Source organism: Methylobacterium crusticola, assembly GCF_003574465.1.
Taxonomy (GTDB): Bacteria; Pseudomonadota; Alphaproteobacteria; order Rhizobiales; family Beijerinckiaceae; genus Methylobacterium; species Methylobacterium crusticola.
Genome location: NZ_QOWC01000150.1, coordinates 1 through 20,993 on the forward strand (window position 1 = coordinate 1; position 20,993 = coordinate 20,993).

Annotated in this window: 18 protein-coding genes; 9 read left to right on the forward strand and 9 right to left on the reverse strand. The window is 74.7% G+C overall.

The window, feature by feature from the left end; translation table 11 throughout:
• Window positions 1–167 precede the first annotated feature (167 nt).
• Both DT057_RS26935 and DT057_RS26940 read right to left on the reverse strand, forming a co-directional pair.
• The gene (locus tag DT057_RS26935; protein WP_128565173.1) at window positions 168–1,520 is read right to left on the reverse strand and encodes a glycosyltransferase; all 1,353 of its coding nucleotides are present in this window, start codon (window positions 1,518–1,520) and stop codon (window positions 168–170) included.
• A gap of 35 nt (window positions 1,521–1,555) precedes the next feature.
• Window positions 1,556–2,812 (reverse strand): pentapeptide repeat-containing protein, encoded by a 1,257-nt coding sequence (locus tag DT057_RS26940; protein ID WP_128565174.1) that lies wholly within the window; start codon window positions 2,810–2,812, stop codon window positions 1,556–1,558.
• Window positions 2,813–3,023: 211 nt separating this feature from the next.
• On the opposite strand from DT057_RS26940, the gene DT057_RS26945 reads away from it, so the two are divergent.
• On the forward strand, window positions 3,024–4,298 hold the full coding sequence (locus DT057_RS26945) for a polysaccharide biosynthesis/export family protein (protein ID WP_162501519.1): 1,275 nt from the start codon (window positions 3,024–3,026) through the stop codon (window positions 4,296–4,298).
• 230 nt (window positions 4,299–4,528) lie between these two features.
• Here the strand turns inward: DT057_RS26945 and DT057_RS26950 are convergent, their stop codons facing one another.
• Entirely contained in the window at window positions 4,529–6,718 is a 2,190-nt protein-coding gene (locus DT057_RS26950) for a Wzz/FepE/Etk N-terminal domain-containing protein (RefSeq protein ID WP_162501520.1), read from the reverse strand.
• A gap of 153 nt (window positions 6,719–6,871) precedes the next feature.
• Window positions 6,872–7,528 (reverse strand): sugar transferase, encoded by a 657-nt coding sequence (locus DT057_RS26955; RefSeq protein WP_128565177.1) that lies wholly within the window; start codon window positions 7,526–7,528, stop codon window positions 6,872–6,874.
• 612 nt (window positions 7,529–8,140) lie between these two features.
• Between DT057_RS26955 and DT057_RS26960 the strand changes: the two genes are divergently transcribed.
• The 4 genes from DT057_RS26960 to DT057_RS26975 all read left to right on the forward strand — a co-directional run bounded on the left by DT057_RS26960 (window position 8,141) and on the right by DT057_RS26975 (window position 11,798).
• A complete protein-coding gene (locus DT057_RS26960) occupies window positions 8,141–8,488 on the forward strand; it encodes a hypothetical protein (protein ID WP_128565178.1) in 348 nt (115 codons plus the stop codon).
• A gap of 278 nt (window positions 8,489–8,766) precedes the next feature.
• Window positions 8,767–9,798, forward strand: coding sequence for a TRAP transporter substrate-binding protein (locus DT057_RS26965; RefSeq protein ID WP_128565179.1), 1,032 nt, complete (start codon window positions 8,767–8,769; stop codon window positions 9,796–9,798).
• A 136-nt stretch (window positions 9,799–9,934) separates the two neighbouring features.
• The gene (locus tag DT057_RS26970) at window positions 9,935–10,489 is read left to right on the forward strand and encodes a TRAP transporter small permease (RefSeq protein WP_203236388.1); all 555 of its coding nucleotides are present in this window, start codon (window positions 9,935–9,937) and stop codon (window positions 10,487–10,489) included.
• A 10-nt stretch (window positions 10,490–10,499) separates the two neighbouring features.
• A complete protein-coding gene (locus DT057_RS26975) occupies window positions 10,500–11,798 on the forward strand; it encodes a TRAP transporter large permease (protein ID WP_128565190.1) in 1,299 nt (432 codons plus the stop codon).
• A gap of 79 nt (window positions 11,799–11,877) precedes the next feature.
• Here DT057_RS26975 and DT057_RS26980 read toward each other — a convergent pair whose 3' ends face one another.
• Window positions 11,878–13,296: a pyridoxal phosphate-dependent decarboxylase family protein gene (locus DT057_RS26980; RefSeq protein ID WP_128565180.1), complete on the reverse strand. Its 1,419-nt coding sequence runs from the start codon at window positions 13,294–13,296 to the stop codon at window positions 11,878–11,880.
• A 362-nt stretch (window positions 13,297–13,658) separates the two neighbouring features.
• On the opposite strand from DT057_RS26980, the gene DT057_RS26985 reads away from it, so the two are divergent.
• The gene (locus DT057_RS26985; protein ID WP_128565181.1) at window positions 13,659–13,952 is read left to right on the forward strand and encodes a hypothetical protein; all 294 of its coding nucleotides are present in this window, start codon (window positions 13,659–13,661) and stop codon (window positions 13,950–13,952) included.
• A gap of 321 nt (window positions 13,953–14,273) precedes the next feature.
• Window positions 14,274–14,558: a hypothetical protein gene (locus DT057_RS26990; protein WP_128565182.1), complete on the forward strand. Its 285-nt coding sequence runs from the start codon at window positions 14,274–14,276 to the stop codon at window positions 14,556–14,558.
• A 49-nt stretch (window positions 14,559–14,607) separates the two neighbouring features.
• On the opposite strand, the gene DT057_RS26995 is transcribed toward DT057_RS26990, so the two are convergent.
• From DT057_RS26995 to DT057_RS27005, 3 genes are read right to left on the reverse strand one after another with little or no spacing between them, the layout of a single operon-like run.
• Entirely contained in the window at window positions 14,608–16,866 is a 2,259-nt protein-coding gene (locus tag DT057_RS26995) for a xanthine dehydrogenase family protein molybdopterin-binding subunit (RefSeq protein WP_128565183.1), read from the reverse strand.
• Window positions 16,863–17,918 carry an FAD binding domain-containing protein gene (locus DT057_RS27000; protein WP_128565184.1) on the reverse strand — a complete coding sequence of 352 codons (1,056 nt, stop codon included), beginning with the start codon at window positions 17,916–17,918 and terminating at the stop codon, window positions 16,863–16,865. Before DT057_RS27000 ends, DT057_RS26995 begins: the two co-directional genes overlap by 4 nt.
• Window positions 17,915–18,403, reverse strand: coding sequence for a (2Fe-2S)-binding protein (locus tag DT057_RS27005; RefSeq protein WP_128565185.1), 489 nt, complete (start codon window positions 18,401–18,403; stop codon window positions 17,915–17,917). Before DT057_RS27005 ends, DT057_RS27000 begins: the two co-directional genes overlap by 4 nt.
• A gap of 182 nt (window positions 18,404–18,585) precedes the next feature.
• Between DT057_RS27005 and DT057_RS27010 the strand changes: the two genes are divergently transcribed.
• Window positions 18,586–18,840 carry a hypothetical protein gene (locus DT057_RS27010; protein ID WP_128565186.1) on the forward strand — a complete coding sequence of 85 codons (255 nt, stop codon included), beginning with the start codon at window positions 18,586–18,588 and terminating at the stop codon, window positions 18,838–18,840.
• 274 nt (window positions 18,841–19,114) lie between these two features.
• Window positions 19,115–20,089 carry a D-2-hydroxyacid dehydrogenase gene (locus DT057_RS27015; RefSeq protein WP_238314218.1) on the forward strand — a complete coding sequence of 325 codons (975 nt, stop codon included), beginning with the start codon at window positions 19,115–19,117 and terminating at the stop codon, window positions 20,087–20,089.
• Between the two features lie 98 nt (window positions 20,090–20,187).
• Here DT057_RS27015 and DT057_RS27020 read toward each other — a convergent pair whose 3' ends face one another.
• Window positions 20,188–20,745: a PAS domain-containing protein gene (locus DT057_RS27020; protein WP_128565188.1), complete on the reverse strand. Its 558-nt coding sequence runs from the start codon at window positions 20,743–20,745 to the stop codon at window positions 20,188–20,190.
• Window positions 20,746–20,993 lie beyond the last annotated feature (248 nt).

Here is a 20,993-nt window from a genome sequence, read left to right on the forward strand (position 1 = left end):
CCCGCCCGTCACAAGAACCGCCATGGTGCCCCTCTCCTCACGCGTCGCGCGCCTCGATCGATCGCCGGCCGCGCCTCCCGACCCGCGGCCGGTCCGGCCGCGGCGCCAGCCCCTTGTTCGGGGGGAAGGCCTAGGGCGAACCGGTGTCCGGGCCGTCGGACCCGGCCCTAGGGATGCGGATGCCCGGCCTCGGCCGGGACCGCGGCCGCCCCGCGGAGCGGGCCGGCACCGGGCCCGCGCCTTCCGTCCGCGAGCGGCGGGCGCGGATCGCGGCGGGCGCCGCCGGTCGCCGGCCGGCCGGCGGTCGCGAGGATGCGGCCGTAGAGCGCCAGGAGCTCGTCGCACCACGCCTCCGGGGTCGGCGCGAGGGCGCGCGCGCGCTGCGCGCCGGCGAGGCTCATGCCCCGCACCGCCCCGTCATCCGCCGCCAGCCGGGCGAGGGCGGCGCTGATCCCGGCCCGGTCGTAGGGGTCGCAGGTCTCGGCGCAGCCGAGCTCCGCCACCTCGCGGGCGATGAGCGCGTGGCGGGAGACCAGCACCGGGAGCCCGCTCATGACGGCCTCCAGGGTGACGAGGCCGAAGGTCTCGCGCCAGCGGGTCGGCACGATCAGCAGCCGCGCGCGGCCGACGAGGCCCGCGATCTCCTCGGGCGAGCGCCAGCCCATGACCTGCGCCTCGGGATGCTCGCGCAGGAGCGCGTCCTTGAGCGGGCCGTCGCCGACGATGCGCAGCGGCACGCCGGCCTCCCGGGCGGCCGCCGCGACCACGTCGACGCCCTTGTCCTTCTCGAGCCGCCCGACGAACAGGCACTCGCGGTTCTCCTCGGCGCGCACGCGCGTCGCCCGCCAGGGCGTGACGGGGTTGCGCACCACCACGGTCCGGTCCGGGGCGATCCCGCCCCGCGCGAGGTAGGGCAGCATGCCGTCGTGGACCGCGACGACCGTCGCCCGGGTCCGCGCGAGGTCGATCACGCGCTGGCGCACCGCCTGGCGCGCGGCGCGCCAGAGCTTGTGGCCGTAGTGCCGGCGGTCGCACTGCGTCGCCAGGCACGCGCCCGACATCGGCACGCGCTCGCAGGCGCTGCCGGCCTGGAAGTCGAACTGGCCGCCGTTCGGGCAGACCAGGAAGTAGTCGTGCGCGGTCATCGCCAGCCGGTCGGCCACGCGGCCGAGCGGCCGGAACACGGAGGGCGACAGGACCTTGTGCCAGTTGTGCAGGTGGTAGACCGTGCCCGGGGTGTCGTTCTCCCGGATCCACCGGTCGACGAAGCGCGCGGCGTCGGGGCTGTACACGCCCCGCACGGCCGCCGCCGCGCGCGCTCCCCCCGTCAGGCTCTGCGCCCCGAGGGCGTGCTGCGTGACGCCCGGCACCCGCGCGAGCGCCTCCGCCTCCTGGCTGCCGTTGAGCACCGTCACGGGGATGCCCCGGGCGGCGAGGAGCCGCACGGAGCGCAGCGCGATCCCGGCCGCCCCGCCGCTCTCCACCGCGTCGTCACTGAGCACGACCACCCGTTCGATCATGGCGAGGATCCGTCCTTGTCGGTGAGTGCGGCCGCTCAGGGGAGGTCGGCGATGCGGGTGGGGTGGAGGCGGCCGCGCACGAGGTCGGCCAGGGCCCGGGCGTTGCCGGCGGCCCGGCCGCGCCGGTCGATGTGGGGCTCGGGCGTCGCGGCCCGCGCGAGGTTCATGGCGATGTTGCGGCCCATCAGCCAGGCCGCCCGCGGCCAGGCGTAGCTGCCCTTGCCGACGAGGTAGACCGGGTTCGCGATCTGCGAGTAGCCGAAGCGCCGGCCGGACTGGCGGCCGCCCTTGACCCCGAGATGCACCCCGACGGCCCCCTCGATCCGCGCCAGGCGCCCGAACCGCGCGACGCGCCGGCTGAAATCCACGTCCTCGAGCCAGCCGTAGGCGGGGAGGAGCTCGTCGAAGGCGAGGCGCCCGGCCCGGATGGCGGAGAGGCGGAAGGCCATGTTGCAGCCGTAGGCGCTGTAGACCGTGGGCGCCGCCCCGGGCGGGTCCGAGGCGGTCCGGCCCGGTCCGCGGGCGAGCAGGCCCTCGGCCTGCGCCACCGTGTAGCCCGCCCCCGTGATCCCGTCCGCCACCACGAGGCCGGTGGCCCCCGCCAGCTCCGGATCCGCCGCGAAGGCGGCGGCGACCGCCGCCAGGTAGTCGTCGCCGGGCACGAAGTCGTCGTCGAAGAAGCAGATGAGGTCGGCGTCCCCGGCCTGCGCCAGGATGGCGTTGCGCTGCCGGGTCAGGCCCCGGGCTCCGGTGAGCACCCGAACCCGGCCGCCCGCCGTCGGCGCCGGGCCGAGGTCGGCCGACGTGGGCACCGCGACGATCACGGCGTCCGGGCGCCGCGACTGCCGCGCGAGGCGCGCGAGCATCTCCCGGGCCACGGCGGGACGCCCGGCGGTCGCGAGGCCGACGGCGATGCGCAGGTCCGCGCCCGGCAAGTTCGCGTCCGGCAAGTTCGCGCTCCGCAAGTCCGCGCTCCGCAAGTCCGCGCTCCGCAAGTCCGCGCTCCGCAAGTCCGCGCCCGGCGAGGCCGCGCCCGTCCCCGGCGGCCGGGCCGCCTCCCCCGCCCGCGCGGCGCCGGGGGTGCCGGCCAGGGCCCCGCGCACGCGGTCGGCCCAGGCGAGCAGGTGCGCCCCGGCGAGAAGGCCGTAGATCCAGGCGTATCCCGCGAGGGTGCCGGCGACCCGGCCCGCTCCCGCAAGCAGCCTCGCGGCCCCGCGCGGGCGCCGGGATGCGCGGCCTCGGCCAAGCGCCCGCTCCGAGCCCGCCTCGTAGTCCGGGATGATGATGCGCATCGTTCACGCCTCGTGAAATCGCAAGTCTATCGCTGCTCAACCCAGCAATAAGACCGCATGCTACAGTTTTTATTGAGCTTCTGTCAAATCACATATTGACGAAACTCGGCGTATTTATTATCAACGACCCGAGACGCCGGCGCCGCATCGGGTGCCGAAGCGGGACATTACGGTGGAGAACGGATTGATGGTACGTCCTGTGATTTGCGCGTTGCTGGCAACGACCGTGCTGGTCGGCCCCGTCGGCGCGGCGGAGGAGCGCTACCAGCTCGGTGCCCAGGACCGCATCCGCCTGAAGGTCACCGAGTGGCGCGCCGCCCGGGGGGAGACCTACGCCTGGGAGCCGCTCTCGGGCGAGTTCACGGTCGATGCCGGCGGCAAGCTGGCCCTGCCCCTCGTCGGCGAGCTCGCGGTCGGCGGCCTGACCACGGGCGAGGCCGGCAGCCTGATCAGCGAGCGGCTCCAGCAGAAGGTCGGCCTGACGGCGCGGCCCGACGCCTCGGTCGAGGTCGCGCAGTTCCGGCCGATCTACGTGGTGGGCCGGGTCGACAAGCCGGGCGCCTACCCCTACCGGCCGAACCTCACCGTGGTGCAGGCGGTGAGCCTCGCGGGCGGCTACTTCCGGACCCGGGACATGGACGTGCAGCGCCTGACCCGGGACGCGATCAGCGCCCGCGGCGAGCTGCGCGACGTCATGGTCGAGCGCAGCGCCCTCATGGCCCGCCGCGCCCGGCTCGAGGCGGAGATGCGGGACGAGCCCGCGATCAGGTTCCCGGACGCGGTGACGAGCCAGCGCGCCGTCCCGGCGGTCGCCGACGCCATGCGGGAGGAGCAGGCGCTGTTCGAGACCCGGCGGACGACCCTGCGCTCCCAGGTCGACGCCCTGACCCAGGCCAAGGCGCTGATCGACGCCGAGATCGAGACCCTGCAGGCGAAGATCGTCTCGCAGGACCGGCAGCTCGGCCTCGCCCGCAAGGAGCTCGACAGCATCAACGCCCTGATGCAGCGGGGCCTGACGATCAGCCCGCGCCAGCTCGCCCTGGAGCAGACGGTGGCCCAGATGGAGAGCGCCCGGCTCGACAACGTCCTGGCGATCTCCCGCTCGCGCCAGGACGTGAGCCGCAACGACCGCACCATCCTGGACCTGAAGAACCAGCGCCAGAACACGGTGCTGGCCGACCTGCGGGAGGCGCAGATGCGCCTCGCCAAGCTGCAGGAGAAGGCCGAGACCGTGCGGGCGCTCATCGTCGACAGCGAGGTGACGGCCCCGCAGGCGCTCACGAGCCGGCTCGCCGCCGAGCGGAGCGCCCCGGTCTACGCCGTCGTGCGGCAGGGACCGGGCGGGCCGAGCGAGATCGCCGTGGCCGAGACCGACGCGATCCAGCCCGGCGACGTGCTGAAGGTCGAGAAGGGGAACCCCGACGACGCCCCGCAGAAGCCCCGGGCGGCGGCACCGGCCCCCGGCACCGTGGCGCTGGCCCGCTGACGCCGCGGGCGCCGCCGCGGGGAGGCCCGCGGTGGCGCCCGGGCGGCGGGCCCGGGGGGCGGGCCGGCACCGGTCCGCCCCCCGGACGTCCGGGGCGGCGCCGGCGCGCGGCGGCGCCCCGGCCGCGACGCGCGGCTCCCCCGCCCGGGGGGCGGGGGAGCGCGGCAGGGGGACGTGGACGCCCGGGCCCGGGCGGCGGAGGAAGCGGGGCGGCATCGGCGCGCGGCTCCTCAGATCGCCCGCGACACGGCCTCGGTGTCGCGCACCTTGTTCAGCACGATGCCGAGGACCTGGGCCTGGGCCGCCTCGAGCGAGCCGGCCGCGTCCGCGAGGCTCGAGACCTCGGTCTCGCCCCAGGCGGCGACGAGCAGGACGCCGTCGAGGATCCGGCCGAGGGCGCGCACGTCCATGGCCGAGCGCATCGCCGAGATGTCGATGACGACGAGCTCGTACGCGGAGGCGAGCGACGTGAGCAGCGCCTGCATCTGGGGGGAGCGCAGGATCTCGCTCGACTGGGCCACCGGGGCCGCGAACACCGCCGGCAGGACGTCGAGGCGCGGGACCGCGGTCGGCTGGATCGCGTCGCCGCGCTCGGCGAGCATCTCGAGGAGGCCCGCGGTCGCCCCCGGGACGAGGGCGCGGCTGAGCGCCGCCTCCAGGAAGTCGGCGTCGATGAGCAGGGTCCGGCAGCCGGCCTGGGCCGAGAGGGCGGCGAGGTTGAGGGCGATGCTGCTCTTCCCCTCGCCCGGGGAGATCGACGCGACCCCGATGGTCGTGATCGTGCGCCCCTCGCGGGCGACGTCGATCGCGACCTTCACGCCCCGCATGGCTCGGGTGAAGGGCGAGAACGGCGCCTCGACCACCTCGAGGCCGAGGGGGGCCTTGTGCGGCCCGGGCAGGCCCGGGCCGGGCGGCCCCTTGAGCGGCCCGAGCAGCCCCTTGCGCGGCCCGGGCAGTCCCAGGCCGAGCGGCCCGGGCAGGGCCGGCCGGAGGGCCGGGACGAGGCCGAGGCAGTCCACGCCGGCGTAGGCGCGCTGGATGTCGGCGGCGCTGCGCACGGTCTGGTCGAAGCGCGTGCGCGCGGTGCAGATCGCGATGCCGAGGAGCAGCCCGACGGCGCCGCCGAGCGCGAGCGTCAGCTTCGTGCGGGGCGTGTTCTTGTCGAGCGGCGTCGCCGCCGGCGCGATCACGCGGGCGCTCGTGATCGGGAGGGTCTCCTTCTGGATCGTCTCCGACAGCTTCTCGAGGAGGTTCTGGTACATCCGGCGGTAGCTCTGGGCCTGCGCCTCGAGCTCCGAGAGGGTGACCCGCGCCATCCGCCGGCGGTCCGCCTCGCCGATGAGGCGGCGGATCTCGGTCTCGATGCCGCGCTCGCGGGCGACCGCGATGTCGTGGTCGCTCAGGTAGACCTGGGCGATGCGCCGCATCTCGGCGCCGATGTCCCGCTCGGCCTGCTCGACCTCGCGGTGCGCGGCCGCGACGGCCTCGTGGCGCGGGCCGTAGCGCTCGCGCAGGTCGGCCTCGCGCTGCGCCGCCTCCTGCTGGCGCTGCCGCAGGTTGGTCATGACCTGGTTGTTGATGATCTCGGCGACGGCGGCGCTGCCCGCCCCCGCCTCGGTGACGGCCCGCACCCGGGCGAGGCGCGCGGCCGTCTGCGAGGTCTGCGCCCTGGCGGAGACGAGCTGGCTGTTCATCTCGCTCAGCTGCTGCTCGATGAGCAGGCCGCCGTTGCCCGTGGCGAGGTCGTTCTGGGTCTTGAAGTCCTCCACCGCCCGGGCGGTCTCGCTGAGGTGCCCGCGCAGGTCGGAGATGCGCGCCTGCAGCCAGTCGACGCCGCTGCGCGCCACCTGCGCCTTGGCGTCGAACTGGTCGCGCAGGTAGGCGGCCGTGTAGGCGTTGGCGATCTCGGCGGCGAGCTCGGGGCGGTAGGCCCGCGCCGTGATCTCGATGACGTAGGACTGCCCGACCCGGCGCACCCCGACGCGGTTGGACAGGAGGCCGGTGGCGACCCGCAGGCTCTCGGATTCGGTCCGCTCGAGCACCTCGTCGGTGGCCGGGCCGCGGATCCAGGCGAGCAGCCCCTCCTCCTTCTGGAACTCGGGGTTGCGGGTGAGCTTGAGGGCGTTGACGACCGCGGTGGTGATCCGCTCGGAGCGCAGCAGCTCGACCTGGCTCTCCACCTGCGCGTTGTCGAGCGTCAGGTCGAGCATGCCGGGCTCGAACATGAGGAGCTGCTGCTGGCGCTGCGGCTCGATCAGGAGTTGCGTCGAGGCGACGTAGGTCGGCACGCTGAAGGTCACGAACAGCGCCGCGGCCGCGACGCAGAGGGCCACGCTCGCGGCGATGCTCGCACCGGAGCGGCGCAGGATCCCCCAGAGCGTCCGCAGGGTGACGGAGGCGGCGGGACGCTCCGCCTCCATCGGAGGGATCGGCAGCCGAGCCGGGTTAACGCGCAGCATGCTCGACCTCTCGGTTGGTCATCGGGGGCTCCGGGACAAAGGGGCGTGCCGCGGCCCTCGGGCCGCGGCGGGGCGGGCGGGCGCGGATCGCCGCGGCCCGGCCTCGATCGACGGTCAGTAGACGCCGCGCGACTTGATCACCGCGGGCACGGTCTTCAGGATGATGGCGAGGTCCTGCGTGAAGGACCACGTCCGGATGTACTGCCGGTCCAGCATGACGCGGCGCTCGTAGCTGACGTCGTTCCGGCCGCTGCACTGCCAGAGGCCGGTGAGGCCCGGCCGAACCTGCTTGTAGTCGGCGAAGGCGGCGCCGTAGCGCTTGGCCTCCTCGTCGACGATCGGCCGGGGGCCGACGAGGCTCATCTCGCCGCGCAGGATGTTGACCAGCTGCGGCAGCTCGTCGAGGCTGGTGTCCCGCAGGACCTTGCCGAGGGCGGTGATCCGCGGGTCGCTCTTGAGCTTGCGCGTGGCCTGCCACTCCAGCATCGCGCCCGGGTTCTCGGCCAGGTGCCGGGTCAGCGCGGCGTCGGCGTCCCGCACCATCGTGCGGAACTTCAGGCACGGGAAGCTCACCCCGTTCCGGCCGATGCGGCGGTGCCGGATGAAGATCGGCCGGCCCTGGAGCGCCAGGATGGCGAGCGCGATCATCCCGAACAGGACGCTCAGGAGGATCAGGGCGGCGGCCGAGGCCGTGATGTCGAGGCCGCGCTTGGCACGGCTCGTCGCGACCGCCCCCCGCGTCGTGGAGGGCGCGACGTCCCCCGCTTCCATGACCGTACCGTCAAAAGGGCTTTTCGTGAGCACGAACACCTCCCGCACGCAGGGAGGCACGCGACGGCTTTCCCGGACAGACCGGATCGGCTGGTCGTACTCGCCATGCCGAATCCCGCGTCGTTCCGATGATGTGGCCCGTGACTTCGTAGGATCCATGATCCTATACTGAACCTGTCACGCGCCTGCCATTGCTTGCCTTAGCGAATTATTAACTATCAATTTTCACACTGCGTGGGGAGACGAGAAGCAGCCAGAACGTGTAAGGATCGGCGCCGGCGATGTCAGGTTTAGTCCCACGCCGTCAGGCGGTGCCTCGACCGGCCGGCGCCGCGCCGGGGCGCCCGGGCCGGCGCCGCGCCGGGGCGCCCCGGCGGCGACCCGGACCGACCGGGACCGAAGCTGAGCCATAATCCTGGCATCGAGGGGTCGCTTGCCGTATCGTCCGGGGCGGGACCCTCCCGGCCGGCAGGGTCCCGGGCCAGGCCATCCCGCGGGGCCGGCGCTCGGGGCCGGTCGTCGGGCGTTCGGATCTTCGGGCTGCCATCGCGGTTGGGAAGTGGTGCCTCCGGTTCGGCCCAGGCGTGACGAACCACGGATGCGGAGCCGGTCATGGTGGCTTTTGCGGTCTGCCTGTTCTGTGCGGGTGCGGTGCTCAGCGTCATCGCGCGCGTGCCCGCCCTGCTGGTGGTCCTCGGCGCGGTGATCCTCGCCACCCTGGTGGCCGGGGGGCTCGCCCTCGCGGGGCTCGGCGGGTCGCGCCCGGTGCTGGCGAACGTCGTGGTGGCCACGGTGGCGCTCCAGGCCGGCTACGGGGCCGGGGTGATCCTGCGCGCCGCGCTGCACATGCTCCAGGCCTCGCACCAGGCCGCGCGCGCGATGCGCGGGCCCCCGGAGGCGCCGCATCCGAGCCCGGAGCGGTCGGGCGCGCCCCATCCGGGCCGGCCGGCCCCCGAGTAGGCCCGGCCGCGCCGCCGCGTCGCCCCACCGGGTCCGGCAGACGGCCCGGTCCGCGCAAGGGCCGCGGATTTTTCGGCGCTTTCCCCGGTCCGTCGGGCGATCCCGGCTCGGCAAGGCGTAGAGATCCGTCATAATCACCCGCGACGGTCCCGACGCCGACCGCGACCGCGCGAGCGGATGCCGGCCGGGTGATCCGGACGTCACGAACGAGCCCCGGGGCCGCCGGCGACGCGGCCCCGACACGACAACGGCCCCCGAGGCCGGCCGGGAGGACGACGATGAGGTTTCGTGCGACGCGCGCGTGGTGCGCGGCTTTCCTGACGGCGGGCACCCTGCTCGCGGGCCCGGCCGCGGCCCAGGACCCGACGGTCCAGCTCAAGATCTCGATCTGGCTGCCCCCGGCCCATCCCCTCGTGCCGGCCACGCGGGCCTGGGCGGCCGACATCGAGAAGGCGTCCGGCGGCACGATCAAGTCGGTGCTGTTCCCCTCCGAGCAGCTCGGCAAGGCGTTCGACCACTACGACATGGCGCGCGACGGGATCGCGGACGTCAGCTACGTCAATCCCGGCTACCAGCCCGGGCGCTTCCCCGTCATCGCGGTCGGGCAGATCCCCTTCACCTTCAACGACGGCCACAAGGGCACCCAGGCGCTGGACGCCTGGTACCGCCGCTACGCCGAGACCGAGATGAAGGACACGAAGTTCTGCTTCGCCTTCGTGCACGATCCGGGCTCGATCCACGCCCGCAAGAAGATCGCGGTGCCGGCCGACCTCAAGGGCCTGAAGGTCCGCCCCGCCCAGAGCACCATCGGGCAGCTCGACACGCTGCTCGGCGCCACCAACGTGCAGGGCTCCGCGCCCGAGGCGCGCGACATGCTGGACCGCGGCGTCGCCGAGGCGATCTTCTTCCCCTGGGGCTCGGTCTTCCTGTTCGGGATCGACAAGGTGGTGCGCTACCACGTCGACGAGCCGCTCTACACGACGGTGTTCACCTACAACATCAACAAGGCCAAGTACGACGGCATGACGCCGGCCCAGAGGAAGGTCATCGACGACCATTGCACGCCCGAATGGGCCGAGAAGGTCGCCGGGCCGTGGATCGACTTCGAGGCCGCCGGGCGCACCCGGATGAAGGGGCTCGCCGGGCACGAGGTCTACCCCCTCGCCCCCGAGCAGCTCGCCGCCTGGCGGAAGGCCGCCGAGCCGCTCACGAGCGCCTGGTCGGAGGCGGTCCGCAAGGTCGGCGTCGATCCCGACCGGGCGCTGGCGGAGCTGAAGGACAGCCTGAGGAAGCACGACGCGGCCTACTGAACCGGCGGGGCGGGAGCGAGGGGCCGGGCCGCGCGGCCGGCCCCCCTGCCGCACGGCCAGCGGCCCGGCGCCCCGACCTGCGCCGGGCCGGCGCGATGACCGGGACCTGACGGGAGACGACGCGATGAGGCACCCCATGCCGGCCGGGATCCCGGAACCGGTCACGCCGGCCGAGCGGTCCGACCCGAGCGGGATGGACCGCTTCATCGCCGGCATCGAGTGGATCGCCGCGGCCTTCGTCGGGCTCGTCGCGGCGGACATCTTCGTGTCGGTCCTCTTGCGCTACTTCTTCTCGGTGTCGATCCCGGACGGCTACGATGTCGGACGCATGCTCCTCGGCATCCTGATCTTCTGGGGCATCGCGGCGACGAGCTACCGCGGCGCCCACATCACCGTGGACCTCGTCTGGGAGCTCGCCGGCACCACGATGAAGCGCGTCATCGACGTCTTCGCGACGCTGGTGCTGCTGTTCGTCGTCACCGTCCAGACCATCATGCTGTTCGACAAGGTCGCGCAGACCTACGTCCAGAACGTCCTCACCTACGACCTGCAATGGCCGACCTGGCCGTTCTTCGCGGTCGCCTGGCTCGGCGACGTCTCGGCGGTGATCCTGATCGCGGTGCGCACATTCCGCCTCGTCGCCGCGCCCGAGCGCGTCAACGAAGCCCACTCCCTCGAGCCCGTGGAGTAGCGCGGCGATGATGGACCCGGATGCCGTCGCGATCCTCGGCTTCGTCACGCTGTTCGTCCTGATGCTCCTGCGGGTTCCCGTCGGCATGGCCATGGGCCTCGTCGGCGTCTGCGGCTTCGGGCTCGTCGGAGGGTTCGGGCCGGCCCTGAAGCTCATCGGCCAGACCTCGATGCGCACGGTCACGGACTACACCTTCGGGGTGATCCCGATGTTCCTGCTCATGGGCGCGTTCGTGTCGAACTCGGGCATGAGCCGCGAGCTGTTCCGCGCCGCCAACACCGTGCTGGGGCACCTGCGCGGGGGCCTGGGCTTCGCCACCATCCTGGCGAGCGCCGCCTTCGCGGCGATCTCGGGCTCGTCGGTCGCGACCGCCGCGACCTTCTCCACCGTCGCCTACCCGGAGATGCGCCGCTACGACTATCCCCAGACCCTCGCGGCCGGCACGATCGCGGCCGGCGGCACCCTCGGGGCGATGTTCCCGCCCTCCACCGTGCTCGTCGTCTACGGGATCATCACCGAGCAGGACATCGGCAAGCTGTTCATGGCCGGCATCGTGCCCGGCCTCCTCGCGGTCGCGATGTACATCCTGACCCTCGCGCTCATCGGCCTCGTGCGGCCCGACCTCCTGCCCCGCGGCCCGCGGTCGACCTGGCCCGAGCGCGTCCGGGCCCTGCGCGGGGTCTGGGCCTCGCTCCTGCTCTTCGTCTTCGTCATCGGCGGCCTCTACGGCGGGCTCTTCACCCCGACGGAGGCCGGCGGCATGGGGGCGGGCGGCGCCTTCCTGATCGGGATCCTGCGCCGGCGCCTGTCGCGCGAGGCGATCCTGCGCTCGCTCCTCCAGGCCACCCGCACGGCGGCGGCGGTGTTCACGGTGCTGATCGGGGCGCTGCTGTTCGGCTACTTCCTCACCATCACGGGCACGCCCCAGAAGGTGACCGAGTTCCTGACCGGGCTCGGGCTCGGCCGCCACGGCGTCCTGATGCTGATCCTGCTCATGTACCTCGTGCTCGGATGCCTCATGGACGCGATGGCCATGATCATCCTGACGGTGCCGATCGTCTTCCCGGTGATCACCGCCCTCGGATTCGACCCGATCTGGTTCGGCGTCATCATCGTCATGACGGTCGAGCTCGGGCTGATCCACCCGCCCGTCGGCATGAACGTGTTCGTGATCAAGAGCGTGATCGGCGACCTCAAGTTCTCGACGATCTTCCGCGGGGTCGCGCCGTTCATCGTCACCGACCTCGTCCGGCTCGGGATCCTGGTCGCGCTGCCGATCCTGGCGACCTGGCTGCCGAGCCGGACGTGAGGCGCGGCGCGGGTCAGGCTCGCGGCGGCCGGCCCGGCGCGCGCCCCGCCTCGCCTGAGGCCCGGCCGGGCGCCGGCCCTCACCCAGCCCGCAATTCCCCGGCGATCTCCCGCACCGCGTCCCAGGCCGCCATGACGTCGTCCCGCGTGGTCGAGGTCTGGCCGACCTGGAAGCGGATCACGAAGCGGCCGTCGTGCCGGGTCTGGGTCAGGTAGGTGCGGCCGTCGTCGTTGATGCGCGCGAGCAGGCGGGCGTTGAGGGCGTCGAGGTCGTCGGCCCCGCGCGGGGCGTAGCGGAAGCTGAGGAGCGACAGGATCGGGCCGGTGACGAGCTCGAAATCCGGGTGCGCCGCCACGCGCTCCGCCAGGTCGCGGGCCCAGGCGACGTGGTCGCGGATCATCGCCCGCAGGGCCTCGACGCCGTAGGAGCGGATCACGAACCACAGCTTCAGGGCCCGGAAGCGGCGCCCGAGGGGCACCGACCACTCGTTGTAGTCGACGAAGCCCTCCTGCCCGAGGGTGCGCAGGAAGGGCGGCCGGATGCCGAGCGTGTCGGTGAGGGCCTTCGGGTCGCGCACGAAATGGGCCGAGCAGTCGAAATGCGTGAACAGCCACTTGTGGGGGTTGAACACCAGGCTGTCGGCGGCCTCGGCCCCCCGCATCAGGTCGCGGAATTCCGGGCAGATCATGGCGCTGCCGGCCCAGGCGGCGTCGACGTGCAGGAAGAGGTCGTGCCGGCGCGCCACCTCCGCCACGGCCTCGATCGGGTCGCAGGCGCCGATGCTGGTGCCCCCCAGGCAGGCCACGACCGCGGCGGGGCGGAATCCCGCCGCGCGGTCGGCCCGGATCGCCGCCTCGAGGGCGGCCGGGTCCATGCCGTGGAGCGGGCCGGCGACCGGGATGCGCACGAGGTTGGCGTCCCCGATGCCGGCGATGCGCACGGCCTTGTCGACGGAGGAATGGACCTCTGCCGAGGCGTAGACCCGCAGGCGCGGCTGCCCGGACAGGCCCTCGAGGTTGCCCGCCCAGCCGAGCGCCCGCTCCCGGGCGGTCAGGAGGGCGGCGAGCGTGGCGCCGGAGGCGGAATCCTGGATCACGCCCGCGAAGCCGGCCGGCAGGCCGATCATCTGGCGCAGCCAGTCCATCACCCGGGTCTCGAGCTCGGTCGCGGCCGGCGAGGTCTGCCAGAGCATGCACTGGGCGGCCAGCGCCGCGGTCACGAACTCGGCCACCACCGAGGGCGGGCTGGCATTGGCCGGGAAGTAGGCGAAGAAGCGCGGGTGCTGCCAGTGCGTCATGCCCGGCATGATGAGGCGGTCGAGGTCCTCGAACAGCGCCGCCATGGGCTCGCCCGCGTCCGGGGGCGCGGCGGGCAGCCGGCGGTAGACCTCCCCGGGGGCGACCTGCGCCCGCACCGGCCGCTCGCCCACGCCCGCGAGGTAGTCGACCGACCAGTCGGCGGCGCGGTGCGCCCAGGTGCGAAACGTCTCGTCGTCCATCGGCCCCGTCCCTCCCCTGCCGCGTCGGCCCGGCGCGGGCTTGTAGCAGGGTTTCGCGGCCGGTGCCGGCCGTCTTAGCCGGCGCGGCCCCGCCCCGCGCCGGAGGGCGGTCACGCCGCGCAGCCGCCGGCGCCCCGCCTTGCCCCGGCGATCCCGCCGCGCCGCGCTTGAGGGCGCGGCCGGACCGTGCGATCCGGGTGCGACGCTCAGCGCCGCGCTCAGCGCCGCACCGGGGCGAAGCCGGGCTGTCCCGCCGCCGCCCTTCACCGGGTCTTAACCGGTGTCAATCGTGGATGGGAAGTAGCACGCTAGAGTTGATCGCGGGCGGGTGGCCCGTCCGGCGGCGCGGGACAAGGGTCGGCATGACGGGGACGATCACGCAGCGACACGTCCGTCTCGAGCGGGACGGCGCCGATCAGGACGGCTGCCTGATCTACCTCGACGACCGCCTCGTCTCCGTCCTGGTGCGGCTGATGCCCGGCATGCCGCATCCGCCCGAGCTCCGTCACAAGTGGCGCGTCGCGGCCGCCTACGGGCCCTGCGCGGCCCTGCCGGGCACGCGGGTGTTCGACACGCCCGACGAGGTCAGCGCGTGGATCACGCGGCGCGTGCCGCCGGCGCCCGCGGGCTGGATGGACGCGCACCTCCTGCCGTGAGAGTCCCGCCCGCAGGGAATGCAGGGCGGGCCACTCCGGGATATTCATGCAGCAGATGCATATCTGGCCCGGCGCGGCCCGGCGCCGGAACGGCGCCCGGACCGTCCCGGAATGCCCCCAACTCCTTGGGACCGCTGCACCTTTCCGATTCCGCCGGCCGCAGCCGGCCGGATCGGGGTGCGTCCGCGCCCGCGGGCGGCCGGAGAGCCGCGTGCGCCGGCGCACGGGGGTCCGGGGCGGGAGGGCCGATATCCCTCCTCGTTCCTCCGGTCCCGCAAGGATCCCGAGTGGAGGCGGGGACGGACGCGAACGGAGGTTTCCATGTCCCGTCTCGTCAAGGCGTCCCGCGCGATCCCGACAATCCTCGCGGCCGCGGCGGTTCTGGCCGTCGCGCTGCCGTCCACGGGCGCGCGGGCGGAGGGCGGCGACCGGATGCCCGCCGGCGGCGCCTTCATGAGCAGCTACGTCACGAACCCTTACGCCGACACCCGCTCGCCCTACGCGCAGCAGGGCCAGCCCGCCCCCCGGGCGCCCTGGCTCGCCCCGGAGGCGACCGGCAGCCTGCGCCCGCACGCCCTGCCGCATCGCGGGCCGGCGCGCCGCTGACGCGCGCAGGCGCGCGCGCCGTCGGCGGGGCGCGCCCCGGCCCGCCCCGTCACAGCAGCCGGTCGAGGGTGATCGGCAGGCTCCGCACCCGGATCCCGGTGGCGTGCCAGACCGCGTTCGCGATCGCGCCCGCGGTGCCGGTGACGCCGATCTCCCCCACCCCCTTGATGCCGAGCGGGTTGACGTGGGGATCGGCCTCCTCGACCAGGATCGCCTCCAGCGAGGGCACGTCGGCGTTCACCGGCACGTGGTACTCGGCGAGGTTGGCGTTCATCGGCCGTCCGGAGCGCGGGTCCATCACGGCCTGCTCCTGGAGCGCGAAGGACACGCCCCAGATCATGCCGCCGTAGTACTGGCTGCGCACGAGGCGCGGGTTGATGATCCGCCCGGCCGCGAAGGCGCCGACGAGGCGCGTGGCGCGGATCTGCCCGAGGTCGGGGTCGACCTTGACCTCGGCGAAGACCGCCCCGTGCGCGTGCATGGCGTAGGCGTCGCGGGCGGCCGGGTCGGGCGCGCCGGTGCCCCGTCCCTCGACGGCGCCGCGCCCGGCCCGGGCCAGGATCGCGACGAAATCCTCGCCCCGGCCCTCGTCGTCCCGGCGCAGCAGGCGCCCGCCGCGGGCGACGACGCCGGCATTGCCGGCGCCGTAGAGCGGCGAGGCCGGATCGGCCGTGGCGAGGGCCGCGAGCTGCGCCACCACCTGGGCGGCCGCCCCGTGGATCGCCGCGCCCGCGGTCGCGGTGTGGGCCGAGCCGCCCGCGATGCCCCCGTCCGGCAGGTCGGAGGAGCCGATGCGGAAGTCGATCCGGTCGATGTCGAGGCCGAGCTCCTCGGCGGCGATCTGGGCGAGGCTCGTCCAGGCGCCCTGCCCCATGTCGATGGCGCCGATCTCGACGGTGGCGTCGCCCGAGGCGCGCAGCTCCGCCCGCGCCTGCGCCTGGAACATCAGGGCCGGGAAGGTGGCGGTGCCGAGGCCCCAGCCGACGAGCAGGCCGGCCTCGTCGCGCATCTGCCGCGGCGCCAGCGGGCGGGCCGACCAGCCGAAGCGCTCGGCCCCTTGCGCGTAGCATTCCCGCAGGGCCTTCGACGAGAAGGGCTTGCCCGAGACCGGCTCGGCCTCGGCGTAGTTCCGCAGGCGGAACGCCAGCGGGTCCATGCCGCAGGCCTGCGCCATCTCGTCGACGGCGCTCTCGAGCGCCGCGCTGCCGGACGCCTCGCCGGGGGCGCGCATGAACAGGGGCGTGCCGGTGTCGAGCCGCACCGCCTCGTGCCGGGTGGCGATGGCCGGGGCGGCGTAGAGCGTGTGGGACACGCCGCCGCTCGGCTCGAAGAAGTCGTCGAAGGTGCTCGACGCCGTGAGGCTGTGGTGGTCGAGGGCCGTGAGGGCGCCGGCCTCGTCGGTGCCGAGGCGCAGGGTCTGGCGGGTCGGTGCCCGGTGGCCGACGGGGCCGAACATCTGCTCGCGGCGCATCACGAGCTTCACCGGCCGGCCGACGAGGCGCGCCGCCATGATGCCGAGCACCTGGGGCCCGGCCACCATGCCCTTCGAGCCGAAGCCGCCGCCCAGGAAGGGGCTGCGGATGTGGACGTCGCCGGGATCGATCCCGAACAGGCCGGCGATGCGCCCCTGCGCCATGGCGAGCCCCTGGCTCGGCATCTCCAGGCTGAGCCGGTCGCCGTCCCAGGAGGCGACCACGGCGTGCGGCTCCAGGGCGTTGTGGTACTGCGCGGCCGTCTCGTAGGTCGCCTCGATCCGGCGGGACGCCGCCGCGAGGCCCGCCTCCACGTCGCCCTTGACGACGTCCGGCGGGTCGCCGATGCCGATGGCCCCGGGCACGAAGCGCCCGTCCGCGTCGAGCCCGGTCGCGGGCGGCTCCGCCTCGAAGCGGGGCGCGAGCAGGGCGGCCCCCTCGGTCGCCGCCTCCAGGGTCTCGGCCACCACCACGGCGACGGGCTGGTTGGCGTAGCGCACCCGGTCGTCCTGCAGGAGGTCGAGCCGGAACGTGAACGGGTCGCCCTTCTCGTCGGGATGGCGCGCGAGGCGGGGGGCGTTGCGCGGCGTCATCACCGCGACGACGCCCGGATGGGCCTCGGCCGCCGCGACGTCGAGATGCGCGACGCGGCCCCGGGCGATGCGGCTCACCGCCATCACGGCGTGCAGCATCCCGGGGGGGCTGTGGTCGGCCGCGTAGCGGGCGGCGCCCGTGACCTTCAGGACCCCGTCGCGGCGGGTGAGCGGCTGGCCGATGCTGGAGCCCTGGCGCAGGGGCCGGGGCGCGGGGTCGGGCCGGGAGGCGGTGTCAGTCATGGGCTTGCGGCTCCGGGAATGGGCGCGAAGGCGGAGGCCGGCAGCGCCGGCAGGCGCTCGGGCGTGCCGGCGGCGGCGAGCGTCAGCGCCCGCGCCACGATGCGGCGGGCGAGCTCGATCTTGAAGCCGTTGTCGCCGGAGGGCGTCGCGCCCGCGAGGGCGGCGTCGGCGGCGTCCCGGAACGCGGTGGCGTCGGGCTCGCGGCCCGCGAGGGCGGCCTCCGCGGCGCGGGCCCGCCAGGGCTTGAGGGCGACGCCCCCGAGGGCGAGGCGCGCCTCGGCGATGCGCGGCCCGTCGAGGCGCAGCGCCGCCGCGGCCGAGACCACCGCGAAGGCGTAGGAGGTGCGGTCGCGGACCTTGAGGTAGCGGCTGTGCCCGGCGAACGCCGCCGCCTCCGCCGGCAGCCGCAGGGCGGTGACGAGCTCCCCGGGCTCCAGCACGGTCTCGCGCTCCGGCGCGTCCCCGGGCAGCAGGTGGAAGGCCTCGAGCGGCACCTCCCGGGAGCCCGCCGGGCTGGCGATCTCCACCACCGCGTCGAGGGCGACGAGGGGCACGCAGAAATCCGACGGGTGGGTGGCGATGCAGTGCTCGCTCCAGCCGAGCACCGCCGAGAGGCGCGTCTCGCCCCCGCGCGCCTCGCAGCCCGCGCCGGGCCGGCGCTTGTTGCAGGCGCTCGCCGTGTCGGCGAAGTAGGGGCAGCGGGTCCGCTGCATCACGTTGCCGGCGGCCGTGGCGGCGTTGCGCAGCTGCGCCGAGGCGCCCGACAGCAGGGCCTCCGCCACCGCCGGGTAGGCCCGGGCGAAGGCCTGGTCGTGCGCGAGGTCGCTGTTGCGCGCGAGCGCGCCGATCCGCAGGCCGCCGCCCTGCGTCGCCGTGACGGCGGCGAGGCCCGGCAGGCGGGTGATGTCGACGAGGCGGGTCGGGCGGCTGACCCCGCCCTTCATCAGGTCGAGGAGGTTGGTGCCGGCGGCGAGGTAGGCCGCGCCCGGCTCCGCCGCCGCCGCGACGGCGCCGGCGATGTCCCGCGCCCGGACGTAGTCGAAGGGTCTCACGCCGCCTCTCCCTGGTTGACCGCCCGCTGCGCGTCGAGGACGGCCGCGGTGATGCCCGCGTAGGCGCCGCAGCGGCACAGGTTGCCGCTCATGGCCTCCCGCACCCGCTCCGGGTCGTCCCCGGCCTGCGCCTCGCGGATCAGCCCGACGGCGCTCATGATCTGGCCCGGCGTGCAGAACCCGCACTGGAAGCCGTCATGGGCGATGAAGGCCGCCTGGACCGGGTGGAGCGCCTCGCCCTGCGCCAGCCCCTCGATGGTGAGGATGTCGGCGCCGTCGAGGCTGACCGCGAGGGCCAAGCAGCCGTTGATGCGCCGCCCGTCCACCAGGACCGTGCAGGCGCCGCACTGGCCGCGGTCGCAGCCCTTCTTCGCGCCCGTGAGGCCGAGCTGCTCGCGCAGCAGGTCGAGCAGGGTGACGCGCGGGTCCGCGATCGGGATGGTGCGGCGCGTGCCGTTCACCGTGAGGACGATGTCGATGCTCATGAGGCCGCCTCTTGGCTGGACCGGCTCTTGGCTGGACGGGCTCCAAACTAGGCGGGCGGTCAGGTTCGAACAGTGGCGGGTCGCGTGCGCTGCCGCACATGCCGCCGCGAACCTTTCGCAGTCGCAGCGATTGACGCTGCGAGACCGCAACGGCGGATCCTTTCCGACAACGAGGTACTGAGATGAAGACGCGCATCGTGCTGGCGGCTGCGGTCGCCCTGATGGCCGCCACCCCCGCCTTCGCGCAGGGCGGTTCCCCCTACAACCGCTCTGGCTCGCAGGCCGGCGGCCCCCTGGCGGGCGCCGAGCGCGCCGCCGGCTACCCGGGCGGCGGCCCCGTCGTGGACGGCTACGTCGTGTATCCGCGCGAGCGCGGCGTGCTGGTGCGCGAGGCGCCGCAATACCCGGTCGGCACCCCCTACTACTACGGCCGCTGACCGCGCCCGACCGGTCGCCGTCGCGACCGTGACGGTCGAGGCCCGCCCCCGTTCGCGCGGAGGCGGGCCCGGCGCCATCGACACCGGACCGGAACAGCCCGTCCCCGCCCCCGCGGGGGCGGGCTTCGCGTTGCGGGCTGCCGTTCCGGCGCCGGGGCGGCCGCCCGGCGGGTTGTTGCCGGCCGTCAACCGGCCGGGCGGGACGGGCTTGCCCCGCGCGCGACCCCGGTGTGAAGTCCCGCGGCCCTCGACTGCCGCCAGGACCGTGCCCCCGATGCCCCCGACCGATGCCCCCGCCCTCACGGGCCCCGTCGTCTTCGCGCACCCCGCCTACCGCCTCGGGGACGCCTACGCGGCGCGCGGCGCGCCCGGGCCGTTCGCCGAGGTGCGCGACCTCGCCGGCCTCGAGGAGCGCATCGGGGAGGCCGAGGTGCTGGTGGTGTCGCAGCTCTGGCGGCACGCGCTGCTGGAGCGGGCGCCGCGCCTGCGGTTCATCCAGTCGATCAGCGCCGGCACCGACCAGTTCCCCAGGGACGCCCTGCGCGCCCGGGGCATCCGGCTCGCGAGCGCCCAGGGCGGCAACGAGCGCGCGGTGGCCGAGCACGCCCTCGCGCTGATGCTCGGCCTCACCCGCCACCTGAACGTGGCCCAGCGGGACCAGGCCCGGGGCCACTGGCGGCCGATGATCGCCGACCCGGCCCTGCGGCAGCGGGAGCTCGGCGGCCTGACGCTCCTCGTCGTCGGGCTCGGGCGGATCGGCGCCCGCATCGCGCGCCTCGGGCGCGCCTTCGGCATGCGGGTGATCGGCCTGCGCCGGCGGTCGATCGCCGAGGACGATCCCGTCGACGCGGTCTTCGCGCCCGCAGCCCTGCACGAGGCGCTCGGGCAGGCCGACATGGTCGTGCTCGCCTGCCCGCTCACGCCCGAGACCGAGCACCTGATCGACGCGGCCGCCCTCGCCGCGATGCGGCCGGGCGCCTGCCTCGTCAACGTCGCCCGCGGGCGCGTGGTCGACCAGGACGCCCTCCTGCGGGCGCTCGGCGCGGGACGGCTCCTCGGCGCCGGCCTCGACTGCTTCGCCGAGGAGCCGCTCCCGCCCGACTCGCCGTTCTGGGCCATGGAGAACGTGATCGTCACGCCCCACAGCGCCGGCGAGACCGGGCATTACGAGGCCCGCGTCGTCGGCCTCCTGCTCGACAACCTCGACCGGCTGCGGCGCGGCGACGCCCTCGTCAACCCGATCGTCTGAGGACGGCCCGCCGCGCAGGCCACCGCGCCCGCGCCGACCGGGGCCCCCGCGCCGACGTGGATGCCGCTCCGGCGCGGGGGCCGCGCGGCCGGGTGCCGCTAAGGCGGCCCGCGCCGGAGCAGCCGGCCGAGCTCGAGCCCCACCTCCATCAGCGTCATGTCGATGAGCCGGCGCACCAGGGGGGAGCGGACCGTGCCCAGCGCCTGCCGGGCCGCGAGGCAGTGGCCCGCGACGGCGTCGAGCACCGCCCCGTCGTCGTGGCCCCCGCGCGCCTCGTCCGAGATGTCGATGGCGATCCCGCGACAGGGCCCGCCGGCCTCCTGCACGGCGCCGTAGGCGGCGACCCGGCGCACGGCGCCCGCCGCCCCGAGCACGCGGTGCTCGGTCCGGCAGCGGTCGCCCGCCGCGACCGCCCGCGCCAGGGCGGCGCTCACCTGCTCCCGGTCGCCCGGGTGGAGGCCGTCGAGGAAGCGGTCGAAGGGCACCTCGTGCGGCCCGGCCTCGCCGAGCCCGTAGAGCCGCGCCAGGGCCGCGTCGAGCGTGATCCGCCCCGTGGCCGGATGGTAGGACCAGGTGCCGATCACCCCGACGGCATCGAGCGCGGCGAGAAGCTCGCTCCGCCGCGCCCGCGCACCGTCGAGCATCACCACAGCCATCGGCGTCCTCGCTGCACTCCGCTCCGGGACGCCGATCCCGACGCTCCGAGAAGCGCGCACCGATCCGCCGCCGACCCTCGCCGGGAGATGAGGCGGCACCAAAGCCCCGTCGATGGCGCGGGCGCGTTTATTCCCGCGCGGCGGGCGAATCGGTCTTCACGTGCTCGTGACACCACGAACGTCTTAACATACTTTAATTTTGATCGATAAAACGCGCTCCTGCGCGGGACGCGCCGCGGGGCCGCCTC

Coding starts and splice junctions, on each gene's coding strand:
- DT057_RS26970 (WP_203236388.1), top strand. CDS start 9,935: ATGCCGGCCGGGATCCCGGAACCGGTCACGCCGGCCGAGCGGTCCGAC.
- DT057_RS26985 (WP_128565181.1), top strand. CDS start 13,659: ATGACGGGGACGATCACGCAGCGACACGTCCGTCTCGAGCGGGACGGC.
- DT057_RS27010 (WP_128565186.1), top strand. CDS start 18,586: ATGAAGACGCGCATCGTGCTGGCGGCTGCGGTCGCCCTGATGGCCGCC.
- DT057_RS26935 (WP_128565173.1), bottom strand. CDS start 1,520: ATGATCGAACGGGTGGTCGTGCTCAGTGACGACGCGGTGGAGAGCGGC.
- DT057_RS26940 (WP_128565174.1), bottom strand. CDS start 2,812: ATGCGCATCATCATCCCGGACTACGAGGCGGGCTCGGAGCGGGCGCTT.
- DT057_RS27020 (WP_128565188.1), bottom strand. CDS start 20,745: ATGGCTGTGGTGATGCTCGACGGTGCGCGGGCGCGGCGGAGCGAGCTT.
- DT057_RS26960 (WP_128565178.1), top strand. CDS start 8,141: ATGGTGGCTTTTGCGGTCTGCCTGTTCTGTGCGGGTGCGGTGCTCAGC.
- DT057_RS26965 (WP_128565179.1), top strand. CDS start 8,767: ATGAGGTTTCGTGCGACGCGCGCGTGGTGCGCGGCTTTCCTGACGGCG.
- DT057_RS26995 (WP_128565183.1), bottom strand. CDS start 16,866: ATGACTGACACCGCCTCCCGGCCCGACCCCGCGCCCCGGCCCCTGCGC.
- DT057_RS26975 (WP_128565190.1), top strand. CDS start 10,500: ATGGACCCGGATGCCGTCGCGATCCTCGGCTTCGTCACGCTGTTCGTC.
- DT057_RS27005 (WP_128565185.1), bottom strand. CDS start 18,403: ATGAGCATCGACATCGTCCTCACGGTGAACGGCACGCGCCGCACCATC.
- DT057_RS26950 (WP_162501520.1), bottom strand. CDS start 6,718: ATGGAGGCGGAGCGTCCCGCCGCCTCCGTCACCCTGCGGACGCTCTGG.
- DT057_RS27015 (WP_238314218.1), top strand. CDS start 19,115: ATGCCCCCGACCGATGCCCCCGCCCTCACGGGCCCCGTCGTCTTCGCG.
- DT057_RS26990 (WP_128565182.1), top strand. CDS start 14,274: ATGTCCCGTCTCGTCAAGGCGTCCCGCGCGATCCCGACAATCCTCGCG.
- DT057_RS26980 (WP_128565180.1), bottom strand. CDS start 13,296: ATGGACGACGAGACGTTTCGCACCTGGGCGCACCGCGCCGCCGACTGG.
- DT057_RS26955 (WP_128565177.1), bottom strand. CDS start 7,528: ATGGAAGCGGGGGACGTCGCGCCCTCCACGACGCGGGGGGCGGTCGCG.